The sequence below is a fragment of the Arthrobacter sp. 135MFCol5.1 genome (genome assembly GCF_000374865.1).
GTDB lineage: Bacteria > Actinomycetota > Actinomycetes > Actinomycetales > Micrococcaceae > Arthrobacter.
This window is the reverse complement of record NZ_KB895459.1, coordinates 126,194-146,493: the sequence shown is the minus strand read 5'-3', so window position 1 is coordinate 146,493 and position 20,300 is coordinate 126,194. Positions and strand designations below refer to the sequence as shown.

General features: G+C 62.6%; 24 protein-coding genes and 2 pseudogenes. 15 read left to right on the top strand and 11 right to left on the bottom strand.

Translation table 11 applies throughout. The features are described from left to right. Window positions 1–323 precede the first annotated feature (323 nt). Window positions 324–455, bottom strand: coding sequence for a hypothetical protein (locus tag C563_RS22925; RefSeq protein WP_269208835.1), 132 nt, complete (start codon window positions 453–455; stop codon window positions 324–326). On the opposite strand from C563_RS22925, the gene C563_RS22795 reads away from it, so the two are divergent. Further along, the gene (locus C563_RS22795; RefSeq protein WP_231369898.1) at window positions 426–857 is read left to right on the top strand and encodes a nuclease-related domain-containing protein; all 432 of its coding nucleotides are present in this window, start codon (window positions 426–428) and stop codon (window positions 855–857) included. The two genes, C563_RS22925 and C563_RS22795, sit on opposite strands and share 30 nt — an antisense overlap. Window positions 858–1,259: 402 nt before the next feature. Here the strand turns inward: C563_RS22795 and C563_RS0113500 are convergent, their stop codons facing one another. Further along, window positions 1,260–2,066, bottom strand: coding sequence for an IclR family transcriptional regulator (locus tag C563_RS0113500; RefSeq protein WP_018762596.1), 807 nt, complete (start codon window positions 2,064–2,066; stop codon window positions 1,260–1,262). A gap of 134 nt (window positions 2,067–2,200) precedes the next feature. On the opposite strand from C563_RS0113500, the gene C563_RS22595 reads away from it, so the two are divergent. The 6 genes from C563_RS22595 to C563_RS0113470 all read left to right on the top strand — a co-directional run bounded on the left by C563_RS22595 (window position 2,201) and on the right by C563_RS0113470 (window position 6,729). Then, window positions 2,201–2,437, top strand: coding sequence for a hypothetical protein (locus tag C563_RS22595; protein WP_196803352.1), 237 nt, complete (start codon window positions 2,201–2,203; stop codon window positions 2,435–2,437). A gap of 37 nt (window positions 2,438–2,474) precedes the next feature. Beyond that, window positions 2,475–3,257 (top strand): DUF1932 domain-containing protein, encoded by a 783-nt coding sequence (locus C563_RS0113490; protein WP_018762595.1) that lies wholly within the window; start codon window positions 2,475–2,477, stop codon window positions 3,255–3,257. A gap of 83 nt (window positions 3,258–3,340) precedes the next feature. Next, the gene (locus C563_RS0113485) at window positions 3,341–4,678 is read left to right on the top strand and encodes a TRAP transporter large permease subunit (protein ID WP_018762594.1); all 1,338 of its coding nucleotides are present in this window, start codon (window positions 3,341–3,343) and stop codon (window positions 4,676–4,678) included. 9 nt (window positions 4,679–4,687) lie between these two features. Continuing rightward, a complete protein-coding gene (locus C563_RS0113480) occupies window positions 4,688–4,945 on the top strand; it encodes a hypothetical protein (protein ID WP_018762593.1) in 258 nt (85 codons plus the stop codon). Next, window positions 4,942–5,922, top strand: coding sequence for a cyclase family protein (locus tag C563_RS0113475; RefSeq protein WP_018762592.1), 981 nt, complete (start codon window positions 4,942–4,944; stop codon window positions 5,920–5,922). The genes C563_RS0113480 and C563_RS0113475 overlap by 4 nt, the downstream gene beginning before the upstream one ends. Window positions 5,923–6,306: 384 nt before the next feature. Then, a complete protein-coding gene (locus tag C563_RS0113470; RefSeq protein WP_018762591.1) occupies window positions 6,307–6,729 on the top strand; it encodes a universal stress protein in 423 nt (140 codons plus the stop codon). A gap of 21 nt (window positions 6,730–6,750) precedes the next feature. Here C563_RS0113470 and C563_RS21920 read toward each other — a convergent pair whose 3' ends face one another. Further along, window positions 6,751–7,083: a hypothetical protein gene (locus C563_RS21920; RefSeq protein ID WP_155845177.1), complete on the bottom strand. Its 333-nt coding sequence runs from the start codon at window positions 7,081–7,083 to the stop codon at window positions 6,751–6,753. A gap of 9 nt (window positions 7,084–7,092) precedes the next feature. Further along, window positions 7,093–7,170, bottom strand: a pseudogene (locus C563_RS23035) (hypothetical protein); the annotation flags it as partial. A 501-nt stretch (window positions 7,171–7,671) separates the two neighbouring features. Between C563_RS23035 and C563_RS0113460 the strand changes: the two are divergent. Continuing rightward, window positions 7,672–8,439: an IclR family transcriptional regulator gene (locus tag C563_RS0113460; RefSeq protein ID WP_018762589.1), complete on the top strand. Its 768-nt coding sequence runs from the start codon at window positions 7,672–7,674 to the stop codon at window positions 8,437–8,439. Window positions 8,440–8,570: 131 nt separating this feature from the next. Here the strand turns inward: C563_RS0113460 and C563_RS0113455 are convergent, their stop codons facing one another. The 6 genes from C563_RS0113455 to C563_RS0113430 form a co-directional block, all read right to left on the bottom strand. After that, a complete protein-coding gene (locus C563_RS0113455) occupies window positions 8,571–9,002 on the bottom strand; it encodes an HD domain-containing protein (protein WP_196803351.1) in 432 nt (143 codons plus the stop codon). A 158-nt stretch (window positions 9,003–9,160) separates the two neighbouring features. After that, a complete protein-coding gene (locus C563_RS0113450) occupies window positions 9,161–9,934 on the bottom strand; it encodes an NAD(P)-dependent oxidoreductase (protein ID WP_018762587.1) in 774 nt (257 codons plus the stop codon). Beyond that, the gene (locus tag C563_RS0113445; RefSeq protein ID WP_018762586.1) at window positions 9,919–10,557 is read right to left on the bottom strand and encodes an RraA family protein; all 639 of its coding nucleotides are present in this window, start codon (window positions 10,555–10,557) and stop codon (window positions 9,919–9,921) included. Before C563_RS0113445 ends, C563_RS0113450 begins: the two co-directional genes overlap by 16 nt. Before the next feature lie 31 nt (window positions 10,558–10,588). Beyond that, window positions 10,589–11,344, bottom strand: a complete 756-nt coding sequence (locus C563_RS0113440; protein WP_018762585.1) for an amino acid ABC transporter ATP-binding protein — start codon at window positions 11,342–11,344, stop codon at window positions 10,589–10,591. Next, on the bottom strand, window positions 11,341–12,300 hold the full coding sequence (locus C563_RS21320) for an amino acid ABC transporter permease (RefSeq protein WP_018762584.1): 960 nt from the start codon (window positions 12,298–12,300) through the stop codon (window positions 11,341–11,343). Before C563_RS21320 ends, C563_RS0113440 begins: the two co-directional genes overlap by 4 nt. Next, complete coding sequence (locus C563_RS0113430; protein ID WP_018762583.1) at window positions 12,300–13,199, bottom strand: transporter substrate-binding domain-containing protein; 900 nt, start codon at window positions 13,197–13,199, stop codon at window positions 12,300–12,302. The genes C563_RS21320 and C563_RS0113430 overlap by 1 nt, the downstream gene beginning before the upstream one ends. A gap of 384 nt (window positions 13,200–13,583) precedes the next feature. Between C563_RS0113430 and C563_RS0113420 the strand changes: the two genes are divergently transcribed. The 7 genes and pseudogenes from C563_RS0113420 (at window position 13,584) to C563_RS0113390 (ending at window position 18,520) form a co-directional block, all read left to right on the top strand. After that, window positions 13,584–14,177: an RraA family protein gene (locus C563_RS0113420; protein ID WP_018762582.1), complete on the top strand. Its 594-nt coding sequence runs from the start codon at window positions 13,584–13,586 to the stop codon at window positions 14,175–14,177. A 29-nt stretch (window positions 14,178–14,206) separates the two neighbouring features. Further along, a pseudogene (locus tag C563_RS0113415) lies at window positions 14,207–15,601 on the top strand (NAD-dependent succinate-semialdehyde dehydrogenase); the annotation flags it as partial. A 15-nt stretch (window positions 15,602–15,616) separates the two neighbouring features. Then, window positions 15,617–16,075 (top strand): cupin domain-containing protein, encoded by a 459-nt coding sequence (locus tag C563_RS0113410; RefSeq protein WP_018762580.1) that lies wholly within the window; start codon window positions 15,617–15,619, stop codon window positions 16,073–16,075. After that, the gene (locus C563_RS0113405; protein ID WP_018762579.1) at window positions 16,072–16,371 is read left to right on the top strand and encodes a putative quinol monooxygenase; all 300 of its coding nucleotides are present in this window, start codon (window positions 16,072–16,074) and stop codon (window positions 16,369–16,371) included. The genes C563_RS0113410 and C563_RS0113405 overlap by 4 nt, the downstream gene beginning before the upstream one ends. 330 nt (window positions 16,372–16,701) lie before the next feature. Continuing rightward, window positions 16,702–17,547, top strand: coding sequence for a hydroxypyruvate isomerase family protein (locus C563_RS0113400; protein WP_018762578.1), 846 nt, complete (start codon window positions 16,702–16,704; stop codon window positions 17,545–17,547). After that, window positions 17,544–17,696, top strand: coding sequence for a hypothetical protein (locus tag C563_RS22450; protein ID WP_018762577.1), 153 nt, complete (start codon window positions 17,544–17,546; stop codon window positions 17,694–17,696). The genes C563_RS0113400 and C563_RS22450 overlap by 4 nt, the downstream gene beginning before the upstream one ends. A gap of 143 nt (window positions 17,697–17,839) precedes the next feature. Then, complete coding sequence (locus C563_RS0113390) at window positions 17,840–18,520, top strand: substrate-binding domain-containing protein (RefSeq protein ID WP_018762576.1); 681 nt, start codon at window positions 17,840–17,842, stop codon at window positions 18,518–18,520. Window positions 18,521–18,931: 411 nt separating this feature from the next. On the opposite strand, the gene C563_RS22445 is transcribed toward C563_RS0113390, so the two are convergent. Further along, complete coding sequence (locus C563_RS22445) at window positions 18,932–20,263, bottom strand: hypothetical protein (RefSeq protein ID WP_155845176.1); 1,332 nt, start codon at window positions 20,261–20,263, stop codon at window positions 18,932–18,934. Between the last annotated feature and the right edge of the window lie 37 nt (window positions 20,264–20,300).

The following is a 20,300-nucleotide window of genomic DNA, read 5'->3' as shown; positions in this document are numbered from 1 at the left end:
GCCGTGCTCGATCCTCAGTTTGGGTTCCCGCATACTCAAAGTCCACTCTTATGAAGCAGATGAGGCTCAGGTACGCCGGATCGTGTCGAAGCTGCGGCGCGTCCCTTACTCCCGGGACAAATGCGATCTACGAGAGCGACACGAAGACCGTCCTCTGCCTGAAGTGTGCCACAGACGCTTCGGCAACCAGGTACCCCGATCTAACACCACCTAGTGATGAGTCGTTTACCGTTGAGCCCGGAGTAGCGGGGTCGTCCGCCCGACGCGAATATGAGCGCCGAAAGGCGAAGGACCAGGAAAAGCTCCGCGAGAAGTGGGGTCGCTTAGGAGGCATTGCAGTCGCCCTCGCGGGCGAGAGGCCACACACCAAGTCCTGGGATCGAGGCGCGATCGGTGAGGAGCGCCTGGGCGCCCGGCTGGATGCCTTGGCCGCCGATGGCCTGGCTGTTCTCCATGACCGCCGCATCCCAGGTTCAAAGGCCAATATCGACCACATTGCCATCACTCCTAGTGGCATTTGGCTGATCGATGCCAAGAGATACAAAGGACGGCCTGAATTGAGGATCGAAGGTGGCATCCTTCGCCCACGTGTCGAAAAGCTCCTCGTTGGCCGCCGAGATCGCACGGCACTGGTTGATGGCGTGCTTAGGCAGCTCGACGTCGTGCGCGACCTCGTCGGGGATGTTCCGGTCACCGGAGCGCTCTGCTTCATAGAAGCAGACTGGCCGCTGATCGGGGGAGCGTTCTCGACTCGTGGCGTTCACGTGGTCTGGCCAAAACGATTAGCAAAGGAGCTCACGGAACAGTCAGCCGGGGATCTTGACGTGGCGTTCACGTGGTCTGGCCAAAACGATTAGCAAAGGAGCTCACGGAACAGTCAGCCGGGGATCTTGACGTGGCGGAAATCCGTAAATCACTGGCCTCGCGGTTCAAGCCTGCGTGACGTCTCGCCGACCCCACCGGGGGACGCCGTTAGAGCGGGTGAAAGGCCAGAGCTGTCCATTTTGAATCTAAGACCTACCCGATCCGCATGTGCAGAAACTGCTTCCGGACCCTATTCCGACGGTCTTCTGGTGGTCCATCTGACGTCAGGTTGGGGTGTTCCCTTGATTGACAGACGTTGTCCTAATAAGCTTTGGCAGCATTTTTCGGGGGAGGGGCAGGGCCGCGCCGACCCCGTCGTTGACGAGATTCCAGCACAAGCGGCCACTTGTTGTCAGCGGCAATGCCGCCCTTACGAGTGGCGGCTTTGGGGGGCGTCAGTAGACAGAGCCCTCAAGGAGCTCTGCCAGCCTTGCTGCCGCGCGGCGGAGCTCCGGAACCCCGGCCATGACAGTGGCTTCAGTGGCAGCTTCGACGGGGCTGGTCAGGGCGATTGATTCTGTGCGCCGGCCCGCCCTATCGGGGACCGCGACTGCCGCGGAGTGCACGCCCGTAGCGCGCTCATCGGCGGAGTATGCGAAGTCGGCAGTGCTGTCCGGCAGTCGTGACTGTAACTCCTCAACGGTGAACGTCTGCGGCTCATAGCCTGCGGCCACGGCGAACCGGACTACCTCCCGCAACTCTTCGGGCGGCGTTGCAGCAATAAGAATTTTGCCGCCGGCGCCCGATGTGAGGGGGAGCCGCTTGCCCAGCGGAAGATCGTAGCGAAGCGGAGCCTCTCCATCCACCCGTGCTACGAGGATGCGTTCGTAGCCAAGGCGGGTGTACAAGGAGGCGGTCAGCCCCGTCTGGGTCGCCAGCTGCTGCAGGATGGGGCGGGAGAACACAACCAAGGGGTTATTTTCCAGGAAGCTCCTCGCTGCCGGAAGCACCGCCGGGCCTACCCGGTAGGACTTATCCGTCTGGCTGACCATGCCGAAATCCTGCAGCACGCGGAGGATCCTCAACGTGGTGGGCAGGCTCATCCCGCAGGATCTGGCCAAATCGCTCAGGCGCTGCGGCCTCTCAGCCCGCTGAAGCTCGGCGAAGACCTCCAAGGCTCGGCTGAGCGAGCGCATATTGGAGGCTTTCGGGGCCGTCTCGTCGGGGGTCGGCTCGCCGGTGCTTGCTTGCGTGGTCATCATTCCATCCTATGTAATCCCATTGCGTTTGACAGCGCGTGTGCCCGGTGTCACTATTTCTTTAGACGTAAAGCTATTTCACCTTATGGAATTCTAGGGTGCGATCGACGAAGGACCACTGACAACGGAGTCACCTGATGACAAAAACCCTCGAAACGCGCAGCCGAAGCGCGAAGCGCACATCCAAAGGCGATGGGGGACGCCAAAGCCGAAAAGAAGATGAAGGCCATAAGCCTGTAGTCCAGCTATCTGCCCGACAACAGCATGGCGGTCATACCCCGCAAAAACAGGCGGCCGCCGTAGTCCAAGCATCGGGAGCAGTCTTCACCGACAAAACCGACCGCCGCCAGGCCATCGTCGCCGCCCGCTCCTAGCTGACGTATCCCTCCAAGCGAGAAAGACATCAATCCCATGACAGCATGCACCGTCATTGGCCTCGGCGAAGCCGGCGCCACCTACGCCGCAGCACTCACCGCTGCCGGCCACACCGTCACCGGGTTCGACCCAGTGGCCCCGTCCACACCCGCCGGCGTCACCCGCGCCGCCACCGCTGCAGCGGCCTGTGAAGGGGCGGACATCGTCCTTGTCATGACCGGGGCCGCGGCAGCCTGGAGCGTGGCCCAGGAGTGCCTGCCGGTCCTTGACGCCGGCAGCACCTACGCGGACTTCACATCCTCGTCCCCAACGGTCATGCGCGAGCTGGGCCACCTGCCCAGCAAAGCCAACTTCGCTGACGTAGCAATCCTGGGGCCCATCTCGGCACTGGGCGAAAAGACACCGTTGATGGTCAGCGGCCCGGGATCCCAGGCCGTGGCTGACCTACTGCGCCCGCTGGGCGTCGCCGTCGAAATCACCGAGGGGGAGCCAGGGGCGGCCATGGCGCACAAGCTGCTCCGCAGCGTCCTGATGAAGGGCCTGGCCGCCGTCGTGGTCGAAGCCGTCAACGCCGGGAAAGCCGCAGGTTTGGAAGACTGGATCCGCGGCCAGATCGCCAACCAGCTTGCCGGAGACGGCCAGGCCGTGATCGACCGCTTCGTGACCGGCACCGCCAAGCATGCACTGCGCCGGTCACGGGAAATGCAGGAAACCGCCAGCTACCTTTCCGAACTCGGAGTGGCCGCGGAGATGACCACAGCCTCTGCAGCGGCACATGCCCGCATCGCTGAGCACAACGTGGCCCCGGTATTGCGCTGACCCGGTGGTCGGACAGAATCAATGAAGAGGCTTGTTATGACAAACCACGAAAAGAACGACGCTGCAACGTCAGGGGCAGGAATATGATCGGCATCTGGGCCCTCGGGGCATACCTTGCCGTCATCCTCCTCTGGACCACTCTAATCAAGCGCAGCGTCGGCGAAGCCATGATCCTGGGATTCCTGGTGGTCCTCCCGTTCACCGGCGCCGCTGCAGCACAGGCGGGCTGGTCCGCACTCTACTCGGCCGCGACCGACGAAATCGTCTACGCCACCATGGCCTTCGTCTTCATGGGCTACCTGCTGGACAAGGCCGGAATCCTGGACCGACTGATCGACCTGCTCAACTCGCTGATCGGCGGGGTCAAGGGCGGGCCAGCCTGGGTTTCGACGGTGGCCTCGGCCGGGCTGGGCGGCGTGGTCCACAACCAGGCTGCCATCGCTGCCACCGTGGGGTCGGTCACCATCCCTTGGATGGAAAAGTCCAAGCTCGACAAGCCCGCGGCCGCAACCCTGGTGGCCGGGAACGCCGGAATGGGCATCACCTTCCCGTTCAGCGCCTCCATGTTCGTCCTGGTCGGCTCCGCCACGGTGGGGCCCCTGCTTAACATCAACGCCCTGGTCCTGCCGCTGCTCTTCGGCGGCCTGTGGTGCTTCCTCCACCGGCTTATCGTGACCTGGCTGCTGATCCGCAAAAGCGGGATGGCACCCCTGGACGCCGCCCACCGCCTGTCCGTCCGCGCCGCGTTCGGCCAGGGCTGGGCCATGCTCCTGCTGTTCGTCGTCGTCGCCATCCCGCTGGCCATCACCTCCGGGTTCCTCACCTCGGCGCTCTCCGACTGGACCGGCGGCGACGTCAGCAAATCTGTCAGCGTGATCGTCTGGATCCCCGTGGTCCTGCTCATCACCGGTGCCCTGCTGGGCCGGAAGCAACTGCCACGCACCGGCCGCGCCTGGGCCGAACTGCTGCACGGCTCAGCCCCGCGCTTCGGGATCGTCGGGGTTACGGTGCTTTTCGCCTTCGCCGGCGCCAATGCCCTGGCCTACACCGGCCTACCCAAGCAGATGACCGCGCTGCTGAACGGGATGAACCTCCCGCTGTGGCTGCTCGCCATCCTGATCGGGCTGATCGTCATCGCCGTGGCGGCCCCGCTCTCCGCCACGGCCACCATGGCCGCCGTCGGAACAGTCGGCGTCGCAGCCCTCGTCGCGGCCGGCGTTCCGGCCACCACCGCGGCCGTCGCCGTCCTGGTGTTCTCTTCCTGCGAGGCCGCGGTTCCACCCGGCGGGGCACCGCTCTACGTGGCCTGCGGCATTGCAGACGTGAACCCCCTCAAGACTTTCGCCCGCCTCCTCACCCACTACGCCCTACCCCTCCTGGTCATTGGCGTGCTCATCATCCTCGGCGTCCTGCCGATCTAAGGAACCACCATGAACACAACCCGTAGGATCACCGAAACCGTCTTCGTCGTCACCCTCGGAGCACTCCTCATCGGCGGCGTCCTGTTTGTCATCGGCCAGGCGGCCGGCCTGGTGGCCGGGCAAAATGGATGGCTGGAATTCTTCAACAACTCCATCAAACCGCCCATTTGCATCGCCGCATCCGTCTGCGCCGTGGCCGGATTCCTACTCACCTACAAGCACCCCAAGAAAGCGGTGCCGCAGCAACAGAAAGTCACCACTCGATGACTGAGAGCCAGACCTTTCCCTCCTTCGACCAACTGCTTAAAAGGGAGGGCCGCTTGTCAGGGACATCCTGGGGACTCTTTCCTGAATCGGAGCGGGGGACCCCGTCGTTCATAACGCCGGCCGCCATTCTTGCGGCCAGGAGCAGCATCCGGACCGGGAGCGTCTTCGGCCTGGACTATCCGGCGAACGCCTTCGATCCCGGCATGTCCCTCAAGCGCAGCGCGCCACGGCACACCATCTACTCCTCCCACCCGGCCCACCGGGATGACTACCTCGACGGGTACTACCTGCAGGGGTCCACCCAGATCGACGGGCTCCGGCACCGACGCGCGGATGACGTGGGCTTCTACAACGGCACCGCGGACGGCCGGATCACCGAGGGCACCACGGACCTGGGCATCCAGGAATGGGCGGAACACCCCATCACCGGCCGGGGTGTGCTGGTGGATCTCGAGGGGTACCGGAACAGCTCCGGGGAGCCCATTGACCACGCGGACGGGGAGACCCTGACCCTGGACCTGGTCCAGGCAGCCATAAAGGCACAGTCCCTCACCACCCGCCCCGGCGACATCCTCATGCTCCACACCGGCTGGTGCGAATGGTTCCTTAACCTTGATCCGGAGGAGAAGCAACGCATCCGCCAGAGCCGCAAAGCCTCCGGCCTGGCCCAGTCTGAGGAGTTCGTCGCCTGGGCATGGGACAGCCGGTTCGCTCTCGCCGCCGCGGACAACTTTGCGTTCGAATGCCTGCCGGCCGTTCCCGAAAGCCCCTACCGGTCCACGGCCCCCAACGACCACGGCATGATGCATCAGCAACTCCTGGCCAAACTCGGCCTGCCCCTGGGCGAACTCTGGAAACTCGCGCCCCTGGCCCGGCACATGAGGACCACCGGCAGCTGGGACGCGTTTATCAGCATCAAGCCGCTGAACGTCACCGGGGCCACCGGCTCCCCGGCCAACGCCACCGCCATCGTATAAAGACCCCGGCCCAGCTAATAGACCACCAAATGGCACGTTGACCGCTGCGCCCCGGCGAGATGCCCCCCGCTAGCGCCTGACGACGCCCCACGACCCGGAAGAAGACACGTGACCAGCCGAAGGCTCCGCAAGAACGTCCAACGGAACCCCCTCGGTTGACCCGCGCGTCGTCGTGCGCCCGAATCGGGCTATACGAACAGGCATCGCTGAGGGTCCCAACGCCCGATTCTTCCCGCCTGTGAATGGTCGATTGTCGAAAGCGCCAACGGCTGCGGCCCCATGTTCCAGTTGCGGGGGTCTTGAGGCATGGGTGATACCAGGACGTCAACTGTTAGTCGGGCCCGCAGAGGTCCAAAACGAAACTCCAGCAAAGAAAGATCAGGAATGACCAAGCTAATCGTCGTAGGCGTCGACGGCACCGAAACCGCGCAGAAGGCTGCGGCGTCAGCAGCAGCTCTGGCCGAAGCTTTGGGCGCCGACCTCCATGTAGTTACGGCGTTCACCCAGGAACGCGCAGAAGTCCTCGGGATAGGTAAGGACCAACCGGCCTTCTCCGATGAAAAGTACGCGGAGAGCGTCGCACGTGAGGCGGCAGAGGCCGTCCGTTCCGAGCGGTTGCGCGTTGGCCACTTCGCGGTCCATGGTTCGCCCGCTAAAGCCCTCGTGCAGCACGCGGAATCACACCATGCCCACATGATCGTCGTTGGAAGCAGGCACATGAGCGGTATCGGCCGGGTTCTCGGGAGCGTTGCGAACAGCGTGGCACACAATGCCTCATGCGAGGTGTACATAGCCAAGACTGACTGAATTCCTCCTTACCGCTCACCCTCAACCCCGGCGGTGGCCCGTTTGTTTGCCGACGTTGCGCCAGCCGCCGCCGGGGATGTTCCCGAGTTTCTTCACATCGACGGGGATCATCGCTCCGAGAGTCTCGTGGTCGCTGCGGCGGATGACTTCTCCGATGCGTTTATCCACGTGATGAAGGCGGTTCAGCCGGCACCGGACCAGGACCGCGTGCACGGTCGAGGCCGGCGTGGCCAGCTTCGCCCCGATCGCGACCGGCCCCAGCCGCTGCTTCCAGCGCAGGTGCACGACCATGCGCACCAGTTGCTGCGGCGTCCGGTTGGCCACCCTGTGCGGGCACGAGGGCCTATCAGCCATACCGGTGTCACCCATCGCGGCGTAACGGGCCGCCCACCGTTTCGCCGTCGGCCAGGAGCAGTTGAACTGCTCGGCAGCCCGGGATACCGGCCAGCCAGCCGTGGTCCACGACCAGACGCGCGACGCGTAAACGTTGGCGCGGAGTCAAGCGGCATGAGCGTGGGACGCGAGGACCTCCTGGTCGCTGCAGCGGTTGTCTAAGCAACAGGAGGTCCTCACCTTTGGCTCAACGACTTCAGCGAGTCATCACATTCACCAAACCAACGTCCCTGGGCAGTACACCTGGCAGGCACAGTTGAAAAACGCGTGGACTGCCGTTCACGGGTTCTTGATGACAGCGCCCCCGCCGAGCTGGAGGGAGAGTTCTGCGAGAGTGCTTGGGCTGTGCACGCGCCCCCGGGTCAGCGGCCGCTAGTGGGGTACCGAACCTCCGCCTATATCACTGTATGATATTTGCTGTCGGGTTTGCTGACGCTGACTATTCTGACGTGAGCCTGCGCCGCCCTTAGCTACCACGTGGGTTTCATCAGGGAGCCCGCGGGGGCGCTATGACATTAGGGCAGGTTTTCTTCAAGGATTCCAGGAGGAATGATGGCGGAAGCGGGAGGGACCCCGGAACGTTCGACCATGCGCTCGGTGGAGCGGGCTTTTGAAGTGGTCGACTTCCTATCAAATAGCGGGAAGCCGGCGAGATTGGCCGATGTAGCGCGTGGTACCGGCCTTCACATTGCCACCGCGCAGCGAATGCTTCGTGTCCTGGAACGGACGAACTACGTCGCCCAGGACTCTGCAGGCTACAGCATTGGACCCGCGGCCCTGGCTGCTGCGCATTCCTTCCTGGTAGGCAACAATTTGGTACTGACGGCCACCCCCGTCCTCCAGGAGCTGGCGGCAGCTTTAGGCCTCACGGCATCGTTGTCGGTCCGTCTCGGGGCATCTAGAATCCTGGTTGCCCGGGTCGAGGGAAGCAGTCCGCTGCGCTATCAGTTGCCGCTTGGGGGGCGGCTTCCATTGCATTTGGGCGGAGGCAAGGTGTTCCTGGCCTACATGGACGACGTGTCCCGGGCAGCAGCGCTGGGTGACATGGTTCAGATGGAAACAGCAAGCGGCAGTATTGTCACGATGCCGGACTTCATGGCGTCCCTGAACGAGATCGCCTCGCGGGGGTACGCGGTCTCACGCAACGAACGGGTGGCCGGGGCCGTTTCGGTCAGCGCACCGGTGCGACGGGACGGCGACCTGTTGGGCGTGGTCCAGGTGGTCGGGCCGGAGGAGACGTTAACGCCGGAACTGCTGTCGCAAGCCACACGCGATGTCGTGAACGCCGGAGCAAGTATCGCTGCACGCAGCCGCTGACCTCGTGGAGGCAGCTCGAAGCCTCAGACCCCCGCGGTTCCTCCCTGGTGGCACGGGTGCCACCAGGGAGGACCGTTACGCCTTGGCCCATCAGACTGAGCAGGTCAGCTGCCGGTTGAGCTCGGAAGCTTTCAGTTCTTGGTCCGCTGGAAGAACGGGAGCGTACCTTGGGCCTGCCCGAACGCGTGATCGCAGGCGAAAAGGTCTGCATAGTGCAGAATCCAGGCCTCAGCACCGGCCGTCTTGATAGGGCTTGTTGTGGCGTGGGTACCGACGAGGGTGACGACGTCGTCCGGGAGGCCTGCTTCCTTGAGCAGCATCGCCCCCAGGACGCCGTGCGGCAGGCACGCCCGCGACGGGTCGGCCACGACCACACCGTCCTGCCGGGTGTAAAGGAGGGCCTTGTCGATGTCGTGCAGGATCAGCGCGGCCAGAAGCGTATCTGCGTCAAATCCGCTGCCCCAGCGCCCACGCGCGTACTCACCGAGGACGAGCCCGACGTCGGCGACTTCGTTGGTGTGGTCGAGCAGGCGGTAGTCCACGGCTTGGAGAGAGTAGGGCATCTCTTCCAGCCTGCTGTGGGTGCTGGAAAGCCAAGCACTCACCCAGGCTGTGATGGCTTGTTCCCGCAGAGGGGCTCCGAGCTTTGCCATTCCTGGAAAGAGCCGGAGCACCTCCTGTCGCTGACCCGGCTCCCCGGGTTGAATCGTATACAGCCCGCTCATGCGCTTTTCACTGGAGCGCCAGCGAGTTCCAGCAGTGAGTCCCTAGCTGCTGCGCTCATGTGGGACGGCGCCCCCAGAGCGTGGCAATAGCCAGCGACGGCGCTCATCTCTTCAGCGCGGCGCGCTGCATGCTTCGCTGATCCGGTGATGAAACGGTCTATGGTTCCGTGGGCATCCCCGGCTAGTTCGGCGGCGATTTGGCCGCGGACCCAGTCTTCGTAGCCAGCGCGTCGTCCTGCCTCCACTGCTTCGCAAATGACGGCAGCGAGACCTTTCATCACGATGCTGCGGAGGAGTTTGTGGGCCATTGCGTCTCCAAGGGCCCCGTTTACGACCTCCACCGGGGCGCCGAGAGGACGCAGTAGGCCGGCGGCTGCTTCGGCTCCAGGGCCGGCGGCCATCAGAGGTGTCGCTGCACCCAGCGCGATGACCGGCCCAAGGATCGCTATATCCGCCGCCCGGACGCCCGCAGGCAGTACCTGCCCGAGAGCCAGCTTCGCGTCCGGAGCGGCGGACGTGAAGTCCGCATACAGGGTGCCGGGCACCAAGTATGGTGCCGCGTCCCGGGCGACCGGGATGGACGCCAGGGCAGTGGTCATGACGATCACGGCGTCCGTTGCGGCCACGGCCTCAGCCATGCTTTCAGCACGCCTAAGGCCGGGCGTTGGGATCGGGGAGACGTCGAAGCCGACGACGTCGTGGCCGTGACTTTGCAGGCGCTCGGCGTAAATGCGTCCTGCTTCTCCGAGGCCAATTACGGTGCAACGCATACGTCCTCCTTTTGTTCGAGAGTTTCGGTGCCGCTGAACTCCGAAAGAATCTTCCTCATGCGCTCGGCTTCGTCTTGGTACACGGCTTCCGCTGCCAGAAGGATTTCCTCGGCTCGGGCTCGCGGGACGACGACTGCGCCGTCCCCATCTCCGAGGATGATGTCGCCGGGAAGGACAGCGACTCCACCGACAGCGACCGGTCCGGCGAGGATACCGGGGCCGTTCTTGTAGGGGCCGGCTGGGGAGATGGAGCGTGCAAAGACGGGCATGCCCAGCCGCTCAAGGCCTGCGGCGTCCCGGACTGCGCCGTCGATGACGAATCCTGCGATCCCCGCATTGCGGGCCCGGGCACCGATGAGGTCACCCATTAGCGCGCGGGATTCGTCGCCCTGGCCGTTGACCACTAGAACGTCTCCGGGGGCGGCTTCGGCGAGGGCGCGGTGCAGGTAGGCGTTGTCCCCTGCGCGGGTCCAGACAGTGAAGGCTGGGCCGGCGAGGCGCGCTCCGGGCCAAACTGGCTTGATGCTCGAGTCCAGGATCCCAAGGCGTTCCATGGCGTCGCCGATGTTGGGAGTGGGCAGGGCGCCGAAGCGATGGCACAGCTGTTGTGCTGACAGTGTCATGATGGTCTTTCAGGTAGTGCGTGCTTGGTGGTCAGACGAGGCGGAGGAATGACCTTGCACGCTCGGTTTCCGGGTTGTCGAAGAAGATTTCTGGTCGGGTGTCTTCCACGATGCGGCCGTCGGCCATGAAAACGACGCGGTCTGCTACTCCCCGGGCGAAAGTCATCTCGTGCGTAACGACGATCATGGTCATGCCCTCCTCGGCCAGGGAGCGCATGGTATCGAGTACTTCGCCGACCAGTTCGGGATCCAGCGCCGAGGTCGGCTCGTCGAAGAGCATGAGTTCGGGTTCCATCATGAGGGCGCGGGCGATGGCTACGCGTTGCTGTTGGCCGCCGGAGAGCTGGGAGGGATAGGCGTCTGCGCGGTTTCCGAGCCCGACTTTGTTCAGGAGCTGGCGTGCCTTCTCTTCGAGTTCGGCCTTGCCGGCGAGCCGGTGTGCACGCGGCCCGAGCATCAGGTTGTCTCGCACGTCCAGGTGGGGAAACAGGTTGAACTGCTGGAACACCATGCCCATCCGTTCACGCTGAACGGACGCTTCGCGCCCACGGAGGTCGTGCAGTTTCCCGTCACGTACTTTGCGTCCAATGAGGTTGCCACCGACCGCAACGTGACCTTTGTCAGGCATGACCAGACCGTTGATGCATCTCAGCAGGGTGCTCTTGCCCGAGCCCGAAGGGCCAAGGAGACATACAACTTCGCCTTGGCCGACCTGCATGTCGATGCCTGTGAGGACTTCATTGTCACCGAAGCTCTTGTGCACGTTGACGACGTCTACGCTGCTCATGGCGTGACCTCCTTTTCCTTCATGGTCGGTTCCGCCGAGGCGGTCTTGCGTCGCTGCTGCGTATGACCCCGGGACGTGCGGCGTTCGATGAAGGTCTGACCGAGCGTGGCTGCGCTGGTGACGAGGAGATACCAGACGGCTGCGACGATCAGCAGTTCGATGGTCCTGAGGTTGTAACCGGAGATGTTCTCCGCCTTGCTGAGAATGTCACCCCCGGCAATAACAGAGACCAGTGAAGTTTCCTTCAGCAGCGTGATGAACTGGTTCCCGGCAGGAGGAACCATGACCCGAAGAGCTTGGGGCAGGATGACCTTCCGCTGCGCCTGCCACCATGTCAGACCCAGAGCAGAAGAGGCCAGGTGCTGGCCCTCGTCTACCGAGAGCAGTCCCGAGCGGATGATCTCGGCAAGGTATGCCCCGTTGGCCAATGCCAGCGCAACGATTGAAGCCGCAAAAGGGGAGAGGACACTGTTTGTCGGGGCCGAAACCAGGTTCCAGCCCGTCCCGGGAATCCCCAGACCAAGCCGAGGAGCGAAAAGTGCCAGGTTTCCCCAAAAGAGGATCTGGATAAGCGCCGGGACGCTGCGGAAAACCCAGACGTAGAGGCTGCCAACCGTCCGCAGCACCGGGTTGGAACTGAGCCGGAAAAAGCCGAAAATAAGCCCGATCGCAGTCGCCGCGATCATTGATATCAGCGCCAGAATGACGGTCTGCCCCAGACCTTCAAGAATCAGGCCATCCAAGAGGTATTGGGCAACAACGTCCCATTCAAGCTGTGGGTTTTCCGCGAGTGACTTGACCGCGCCGAGGCCGATCGCGACGAGGATTGCAACGGTGACCCAGCGGCCGTAGTGCCTCTTCACGGCGACGACGTCCGGCACCTCGAGACGTGATGTGGCGGCAGGCAGAGGATTCTGAGCGGAATTGACCGAGGGGTGCATCAGCGCGTTCTCCATCACATCGGAATCTGGTCGTTGATCTCTGCCTTGTCGACCGCCATGGTCGCCAGATCCCACTTGTCGAGGATCTTCTTGTATTCGCCGTCGGCGATCATGGCATTGAAGGCTCCTTGGAAGGCCTGGGTCAGCGCGCCATATTCCTTTGGCAGCGCCACACCGGTCTCACGGGCGGCAAGCTTGCCTACGAGGGTTGAGCCCAAGGTCTTGTCGGCCTTAACGGCGAGCTGAATCTGGGGAGTGGAGTTCAGGAACGAATCGATTCTTCCTGCCCGGACTGCATCCTGCCCTGCGTTGAAGCTGGGGAAGTACAAGTACTGCAATTCGGGCTTGCCGGCGTCGGTGCACTCTTTGTTGATCGAGTCGGCGATGTTCTTGTTCACAGTAGATCCCGTGGTCAGGCCGAAGCGCGTTCCGCAGGCATCGGTGTCGGACGAGTACTCCTTTCCAGCCGGGACCAGCAAGCTGGAAGAGGCCTTATAGAAGGCCAACAGGTTCACTACACCATTGTTCTCTGCCGTCTTGCTGATCTGCGCACCGGCGATCTCAACGCGCTTGGACTGGAGCGCAGGTACAAGACCGGCGTAGGGAATCTGGGACCACTTGATGGATAGGCCAAGCCGGCCCGCGGCAGCATTAACCAGATCAATAATCACCCCGTCCGGTTTGTTTCCCGGAGAGTAAAAGTTCATCGGCTGCGTATCGAAGGAAGCTCCGCCTTCGAGAGTGCCCTTGGCGCGGATGTCGTCGGGCACCAACTTGCTCAAGCTTGCATCGGCGGTGGCGCTTCCGGCCTGGGTGCTGTTGGCAGCGGGGGCGCTGTTTCCGCAGCCACTCATCAAGAGGGCAAGTGCGGCAGCCGTGCCTGCTGTGGCCGTAGTGCGGATCAATCTCTTCATTGACATTTTTCCTTGATAATTAAAGTATCACTGTATGAGAGGCAATATCATCTCGTAGGGTTTAGTGTGATCCAGCGCACTGCCAAAGTCAACCTCGAGGCGAGAGGGGAAGGAATACTCCACTAGACGCCGGCTAGACACCGGGCCCAAGGGGCGGTTTCGAGAATCTCCAAGGGCCCACGGAGCAGAAACGGGCGCCACGGCCGGACGGCAGTGGAGGCAGGGACCATGACCGACATCACGCTGAGCGAAATTTAGTGTTACTGTATGAAAGGTACTTCCGCTCAGTGGAGTATTGCTTGGAAGGGCAACACCTCCGGAGCCAGAAAATCGGTATTCGTTTGAGGAAGCCGTTCCCGTTAGACCCGAAGAGGAGAATCAACGATGATCAACACCACCGGACTTTCGGCGGATATCAAGAGCCGCCTGGATGCCCTTCCCGTTGCCAATATCGGCGACGCGATGAGCCGCCTGTACCTCATGGAAGCTGAGATCAGTCCCGTCTGGAAGGGTGCCAGGGTTGTGGGGCCCGCCTTCACTGTGATGACGGCTGCCGGTGACAATGACTACATCCACAGGGCGCTGGCGGAAGCCTCGCCCGGTGATGTCATCGTCGTGGACGGCCAGGGCGTCACGGCCCGCGCGCTCATTGGTGAGCTGATGGCAGGGCGTGCCCAGGCAAAGGGCATTGCCGGCATCGTCATCGACGGCGCCATTCGCGACGCAGAGGACATCGGGAAGCTTGGCTTCCCCGTATGGGCAAGGGCACAGACGCCCGCCGGCCCCTACCGGAACGGTCCCGGCCACCTGCAGCGCGAGGTTTCCGCCGGGCGCGTCGTCGTTCGCCCCGGTGACATCATCGCCGGTGACGACGACGGTATTGCAGTCCTTCGTATCGAGGAACTTGACGAGATCGTGGAACGGGCCGAGGCCAAGTTCGCATCTGAGGCCGAAATCCGGGCCAACATCGGTCTCTAGCGGCTCCTGTCCGAGCAAGTAAGGAAAACACCATGATTTCGACCATTAACCCTGCTACGGGTGAAGAACTCAGAGTCTTCGAGGCGCACACGGATGCTCAGGTGGACGCCGCCCTGACGGCCGCCACCGAGGCGCAAAAAGCCTGGCGGCTGGTACCCGTGGAAGAACGCGTCCAGGTCCTCCGTAACACCGCCAAAGTCCTGCGCGACGGTAAGGACGAGTACGCACGCCTGATCACCCTGGAGATGGGCAAGCCCATCACCGAAGCAGAAGCCGAAATCGAAAAGTGCGCGATGACGGCCGAATACTACGCGGAAACCGCCTCAGGGCACCTGGCTCCCGAGACGATCGTTTCCAGCGCGGAGGACAGCGGCGTGGTCTTCGAGCCCCTCGGCGTCGTCCTTGCGATCATGCCTTGGAACTACCCGTTCTGGCAGTTCTTCCGTTTCGTCCTGCCCGCCGTTGCAGCAGGGAACGGGGCCATCCTTAAGCACGCCAACAACGTTCCCCAGGCAGCCCTGGCCGTGCAGGACGTTATGAACAAAGCGGGCCTGCCAGAAGGTCTGTTCTCCACGGTGCTCATCGAGTCCAGGCGGGTCGCTGCGCTCATCGCCGATGACCGCATTGCCGCCGTGACCCTGACCGGGTCCACCCAGGTAGGCCAGATCGTCGCTTCCCAGGCAGGCGCCGCTTTGAAGAAGCAGGTCCTCGAGCTTGGTGGCTCCGACCCGTTCATTGTGCTGGCCGATGCAGACATCAAGGCAGCGGCACAAGTAGCGGTGAAGGCTCGCTTCACCAACGCCGGCCAGTCCTGCGTGAACGCGAAACGCTTCATCGTGGACGAAAGGGTGGCTGACAAGTTCGTCGCCGAGTTCCTGGCCAACACCAAGTCACTGGTCGTCGGCGACCCCATCGACCCGGCCACCACCATTGGCCCGATGGCCCGCGAGAACCTCCGTGCCGAACTCCACGAACAGGTCGCCCGCACCATTGAAGCAGGCGGCAAGGTCCTGCTCGGCGGCAACTTTGTCGACCGGCCCGGCTACTACTACGAACCGACCATCATCGACCATGTCGTTCCCGGCCAAGCTGCCTTCGACGAGGAAACCTTCGGTCCCGTCGCCGCAATTGTTCGCGTTTCGTCCACCGAGGAAGCCATCGCCCTTGCCAACCGGACGGAATACGGCCTGGGCGCAGCCCTCTGGACCGCCGATACCCAAACTGCGGCCCGCGACCTGCTCCCAAAGATCGACGCCGGTGCCGTCTTCATCAACGGCATGGTGGCCTCCGATCCTCGCCTGCCCTTCGGCGGCATCAAGAAATCCGGTTACGGCCGGGAGTTAGGCTCCTACGGCGTCCGCGAATTCACCAACATGAAGACCTTCTGGACGGGGCCGGCACCCACTCCCGCCGCCGTCGACTAAAGAGGAAGACACACCATGTCACGCATCAGCACCAACATCAGCTCAGTCGACGCAGTGATCCTCAGGCCTCACGAGCTGCCGCGCAAGGACCGCGGCAACGGCGCCTCCACGGTGCCGCTCGTCGGCTCGCACCTCGGATCCACCGCGTTCCTGAACGGCATCACCACCTTCGCACCCGGCGCAGCGATCGGCCACCACAGCCACAACGTGGTCGAATCCGTTGTGGTCATCGAAGGCAACGCCTGGGTGGACATCGACGGGACCGAGTACCACCTCAACACCTACGACACCACGTTCGTTCCGGCCAACATCGTCCACCGGTTCCGCAACGCCTCCGCGACCGAAGAAATGAAGATCTTCTGGACCTACGCCGCCATCGACGCCACGCGCACGATGGCCGGCAGCACCGAGCGCAACCGGATCGACGAAGAGCAGGCCAACCAGCCCGCCCTGACAGAAGGAGCCACGGCATGATCCACGAAATTGCAACCCTGACCATCAAGCCCGGTTCCGAAAAGGCCTTCGAAGCAGCGGCCGCCCAGGCAGTTCCGTATTTCCAGCAGGCGCCGGGTGCGCTGAGCTTCCGCCTGGACCGAACCGTCGAAAACCCCTCCGAGTACACGCTTACTGTTGGTTGGGCCACGCTTGAGGACCATACCGTCGGGTTCCGCAATTCCCCGGGCTTCACGAAATGGCGCGAACTCGTGGGCCCACACTTTGCTCAATCCCCGGAAGTTAGGCATCTGGAACATGTTTATGTCGGATTCTAGGGAGTCCGAAGAAAACGGACGGCGTAGACCCCGTCCTGCACCTGTATCGCTGCCTGACAGGTCACTTCCCCGCGGAAACTACGCGCGTAACTGGGCCGACCTTCGACCAGGCGATGCGGTTCAAGTTCGTCAAAGTGATGGCCGCTTGTCCCATGCCTGGGTGGACACAACAAGTGCGGAAGGGAAGCTGATCTGGCTGCGGGCTAACGGGACTGGAGACAGGCAACTGTACTTGATGAGCGACCAAGTCGAGCTATACAGGATTTAACCCAACCCGCACAGGCCCGCTGGCGCGGGCCCGGCCAAGGAAATGGTGGAGGTCACCGCTGCATGAGCACTGACACCGGACTCAATGCATCCCCGGAAACCGGCGTAAGCGCTGCGCAGCCTGCACCGTTGCGCTTCGACGCGAACCTGAAGTGGCTGTTCACAGAGGTCCCGTTCCTGGAACGCTTCGACGCGGCCGCCAAGGCGGGCTTCACCGCCGTCGAATATGCCGCTCCCTACTCCTATGACCCAGCCGACCTGAAACGGCGCCTCGCTGACGCAGGCCTCAAGCAAGTCCTGGTCAACACCCCCATGGGCGAACCCGGTACCCCGACCCGCTCAGGTGTTGCTTGCTTCCCGGACCGGGTCCAGGAATTCCGCGACGGAGTGGACCAGGGGTTGGAATACGCCACGGCCCTCGGCGCGGACTTCCTCCATATCGTCGGGGGGATCCGTCCGGACGGCGTCAGCAGGGACAGGGCATTTGCCCGCTACGTCACCAACATCGCCTGGGCCGCGGACCGCAGCCAAGGGACCGGCGTCCGGCTGGTCCTCGAGGCCATGAACAAAAGGGACGCCCCTGGATTCATCCTCGACACCCAGGCCCAGGCGGCAGCCGTCGCAGAAGCCGTCGGTAGCGAAAATGTTGGACTGCTTTTCGACTTCTACCACGCACAGATCGACGAAGGTGACCTGCTAACCACCTTGGATAACGTATGGGATCGGGTCTTCCACCTCCAGATTGCCGACACGCCCTCACGTCACGAACCCGGCACCGGCGAAATCGCCTACACCCGTATCTTCGACCACCTGCGCCGACGCGGCTACCAGGGGTGGATCGGCTGCGAATACGCGCCCGCTGCCGGCACCGTCGAAGGCTTGGACTGGATCAAGGAAGCAAGCGCATGAGTACCGGACAAATACAACCACGAATCGCCCTCATCGGCGACGCCCCCGCGACATGGTCTCGCAACAAACTACAGGCGTTGGAATTCGCCGACACTGACATCTGGAACCCGCTCTTCGGCCACCGGCACGGGAACACGCCGGCATCCTGAACTGACCTACCCGGCCATCAACGGCCGGCGCGACGAGTACGCCCGCCTCGGCCTAACGCCCGCCTCAAACCAGTCCTTTGAGGCTGCGGCTGCCCTGCGCACACCTTCCGCCAGTACCTGCACAGATTAGGAACCACACGAACGTGAAACTCTTTAGCACCATCGCCGTCAAGAAAGCCCTGGACGACGTCATCCTCGACGCCTTCACCGCAAAAACCGGGATCACCGTCGAAGGCGTCTACGACCCCACGGTCCAGCTACTTCGCCGTATCGATGCAGGCGAAACCTTCGACGTCATGATCGGGGTCACCAACTCCTTCGACAGCCTCGGCCACCTCGTGGACTTGACCTCTCGCCGTGGCGTAACACGCAGCGGCATCGGCCTCGCCGTACCGGCCGATGCCCCTATCCCGGATATCTCCACCACAGACACTTTCGTCCAGACACTGCTCAACGCCCGGTCCGTCGCCTACTCAGTCACCGGTGCCAGCGGCATCTACTTCGCCGAACTCCTTAACCGCCTAAAAATCGCCGACGAGATCAACGCTAAGGCAACCATCATCGAGAAAGGCTTCATCGCCAACGCCCTCGTCGACGGGCGCGCCGATGTCGCCATCCAGCAGCTCAGTGAACTGCTGTTCGTCCCCGAAGCCCAAATCGCAGGCCCGCTTCCCGACGAGGTGCAGCACTACACCGACTTCTCCGCCGCGCTTGCACTGGACGCGCTCGAGAACGCTGAAGCGCGCGCCTTCATCGATTTCCTGACGTCTCCAAGGGCCAACGAAGCCTACGCCCGGACCCTCCTGGAGACTCCCGACGCATAGCTGTACCGGTGGCGAGGGACCTCGCTGGGTTGCCGGTTCATCGGCGCCGACGGTTCCGGCAAATCCAAGTCCAGGCCCTTTCTGAAGGCCACTGTCGCCCCGACCGGAGCCACAGCGCCCGCTGATCGGGACATCTCTACGGTGGTCGAATGGTGGGCTCCGAGATCACGGCGGTCCAGGTACCCTCGGTGGAACAGGATGCAGCCCGGGATCGGGTCCGTTCCCGTGAAGATGTCCGCGGGAACTGATTCGCTGCCAGCGCCCGATGCCCAACCGCTTGTTGCAGTCACGGCGTATTCGGGCGCCCTCCAGGCTCGCATTTCTCTAACTGCCAAGCACCGGCTCAAGAGCCGATAATGAAGATTCCCTAAACTGTGTGGCCATGTAACCGTGACGTTCTTAGTCTTCCCATCAGGGAGCGGTCGACACTTTCGGGCGCGGTCCTCGGAAGAGTTTTTCGGGAAATGTCACGATGTTCAGCAAATGAAGCCATGCCAGGTCCGCGATTGCGGCTGGTATATGGCCGTCATGGGCAGTCAGGAGGGCCCGGTCTCTCGGTGTCTGCTCTTTGTCGAATCCGTGTTGGCTGTTTCGAATAACCCGCAACCACTCTGTTGCCGCAGTCCCAAGTGGTATCCGCGTGTCGCCCCCACCTTTGTGCGGCAGCTGAATCGCTGCATGAGCTACCCTGCTTTTCTGGAAGAAACCGCCTTCCAGCTCCCGCAGGGCCGCTATCGCTGATCGTGCGCGGGGCAAAAGGACAGGCTGTATCTCTGCTGGGATTGCTTCTTCCAGACGAGCGAGCGCGACTTCGGATCTACTGGCGTTCGCCGCCACCTCCCATTTCATACTTGGCACGAGGCCGGGAAGGCTGTCCAAAGAATTGAACATGACTATTCGTCGAGCATGTTGGTCTCTTGTGTTCGTTGCAATTGATTGGCAGTTGCGGAAGAGCTGTTCTAGTGTCAACACCTTTTCGAATGCCATTTGAGGGCTGAATAGTCCGTCCTTGAGGTAATTGGCCGGCTCTGTAATGTACGAAAAGACTCGATTCAGCTGGCCCGTCCACCATCGGACGGCAGCGGCGTACGACTCAGGAGGGATTTCAGTGAGCGGAAGTGCAGCCGTGGCCCCGTGCCCTGGGGACAAGAGCCGGATGGGATCTAGGGTATGCGATTTCTGCCCTTCGACAAGGCCTCCAAACACGTAGAGGATGATGCCGCCCACCCGCCCTGCCGGAACGGCCCAGAGATCTGGCGAAAGGCTCGTAGCTAGACAGGAAAAGTATGAATCAAAGCCAACTACGGTTTCGTGGAGGAGGCCACTGGCAGACCCGAAAGCCCTCCCGTCGTCGGTAGCCTCGGGGGGTAAATCTTCAGCTTGAAGAAGTGCCTGAAAAATGGAGTATCTGTGGGATAGCGCAGGGTCGACTTCAATTAGGTGTACAGAAGCCGACCCAAGCTGGGGGAGGATCTGCCCCATAGCGTCATTTACAACCTCAATGAGCTTCGCAGTCGTTGGCGCCGCTGTCGTGAGCATACTGATGCTGGCCAGTAATGCGGAAACCTGGTCCGGGTGTTTTGCTGCCAGACGGCCATGTACGTCAAGCGCTACTTTCCACCCTTGGCCATGGAAACGCTCATAGTTCTTTAGTCGATGCAGACGGGAATAAGGGCTTTTGTGCGCATTGTCCTTGTCGGCCAGCTTTGCGGGTATAAATAGCTTGGGGTTCTCGCCATGCACGCTTTCGTTCGACCTAATGCTCCATCTCCCTCGCTCT

What these genes read in the sequence shown, in the direction of transcription:
- C563_RS22925 (WP_269208835.1), bottom strand. Translation starts at nt 455, where the DNA reads ATGGAGAACAGCCAGGCCATCGGCGGCCAAGGCATCCAGCCGGGCGCC.
- C563_RS0113500 (WP_018762596.1), bottom strand. Translation starts at nt 2,066, where the DNA reads ATGATGACCACGCAAGCAAGCACCGGCGAGCCGACCCCCGACGAGACG.
- C563_RS22595 (WP_196803352.1), top strand. Translation starts at nt 2,201, where the DNA reads ATGACAAAAACCCTCGAAACGCGCAGCCGAAGCGCGAAGCGCACATCC.
- C563_RS0113490 (WP_018762595.1), top strand. Translation starts at nt 2,475, where the DNA reads ATGACAGCATGCACCGTCATTGGCCTCGGCGAAGCCGGCGCCACCTAC.
- C563_RS0113485 (WP_018762594.1), top strand. Translation starts at nt 3,341, where the DNA reads ATGATCGGCATCTGGGCCCTCGGGGCATACCTTGCCGTCATCCTCCTC.
- C563_RS0113480 (WP_018762593.1), top strand. Translation starts at nt 4,688, where the DNA reads ATGAACACAACCCGTAGGATCACCGAAACCGTCTTCGTCGTCACCCTC.
- C563_RS0113475 (WP_018762592.1), top strand. Translation starts at nt 4,942, where the DNA reads ATGACTGAGAGCCAGACCTTTCCCTCCTTCGACCAACTGCTTAAAAGG.
- C563_RS0113470 (WP_018762591.1), top strand. Translation starts at nt 6,307, where the DNA reads ATGACCAAGCTAATCGTCGTAGGCGTCGACGGCACCGAAACCGCGCAG.
- C563_RS21920 (WP_155845177.1), bottom strand. Translation starts at nt 7,083, where the DNA reads ATGGCTGATAGGCCCTCGTGCCCGCACAGGGTGGCCAACCGGACGCCG.
- C563_RS0113460 (WP_018762589.1), top strand. Translation starts at nt 7,672, where the DNA reads ATGATGGCGGAAGCGGGAGGGACCCCGGAACGTTCGACCATGCGCTCG.
- C563_RS0113455 (WP_196803351.1), bottom strand. Translation starts at nt 9,002, where the DNA reads ATGCCCTACTCTCTCCAAGCCGTGGACTACCGCCTGCTCGACCACACC.
- C563_RS0113450 (WP_018762587.1), bottom strand. Translation starts at nt 9,934, where the DNA reads ATGCGTTGCACCGTAATTGGCCTCGGAGAAGCAGGACGCATTTACGCC.
- C563_RS0113445 (WP_018762586.1), bottom strand. Translation starts at nt 10,557, where the DNA reads ATGACACTGTCAGCACAACAGCTGTGCCATCGCTTCGGCGCCCTGCCC.
- C563_RS0113440 (WP_018762585.1), bottom strand. Translation starts at nt 11,344, where the DNA reads ATGAGCAGCGTAGACGTCGTCAACGTGCACAAGAGCTTCGGTGACAAT.
- C563_RS21320 (WP_018762584.1), bottom strand. Translation starts at nt 12,300, where the DNA reads ATGGAGAACGCGCTGATGCACCCCTCGGTCAATTCCGCTCAGAATCCT.
- C563_RS0113430 (WP_018762583.1), bottom strand. Translation starts at nt 13,199, where the DNA reads ATGAAGAGATTGATCCGCACTACGGCCACAGCAGGCACGGCTGCCGCA.
- C563_RS0113420 (WP_018762582.1), top strand. Translation starts at nt 13,584, where the DNA reads ATGATCAACACCACCGGACTTTCGGCGGATATCAAGAGCCGCCTGGAT.
- C563_RS0113410 (WP_018762580.1), top strand. Translation starts at nt 15,617, where the DNA reads ATGTCACGCATCAGCACCAACATCAGCTCAGTCGACGCAGTGATCCTC.
- C563_RS0113405 (WP_018762579.1), top strand. Translation starts at nt 16,072, where the DNA reads ATGATCCACGAAATTGCAACCCTGACCATCAAGCCCGGTTCCGAAAAG.
- C563_RS0113400 (WP_018762578.1), top strand. Translation starts at nt 16,702, where the DNA reads ATGAGCACTGACACCGGACTCAATGCATCCCCGGAAACCGGCGTAAGC.
- C563_RS22450 (WP_018762577.1), top strand. Translation starts at nt 17,544, where the DNA reads ATGAGTACCGGACAAATACAACCACGAATCGCCCTCATCGGCGACGCC.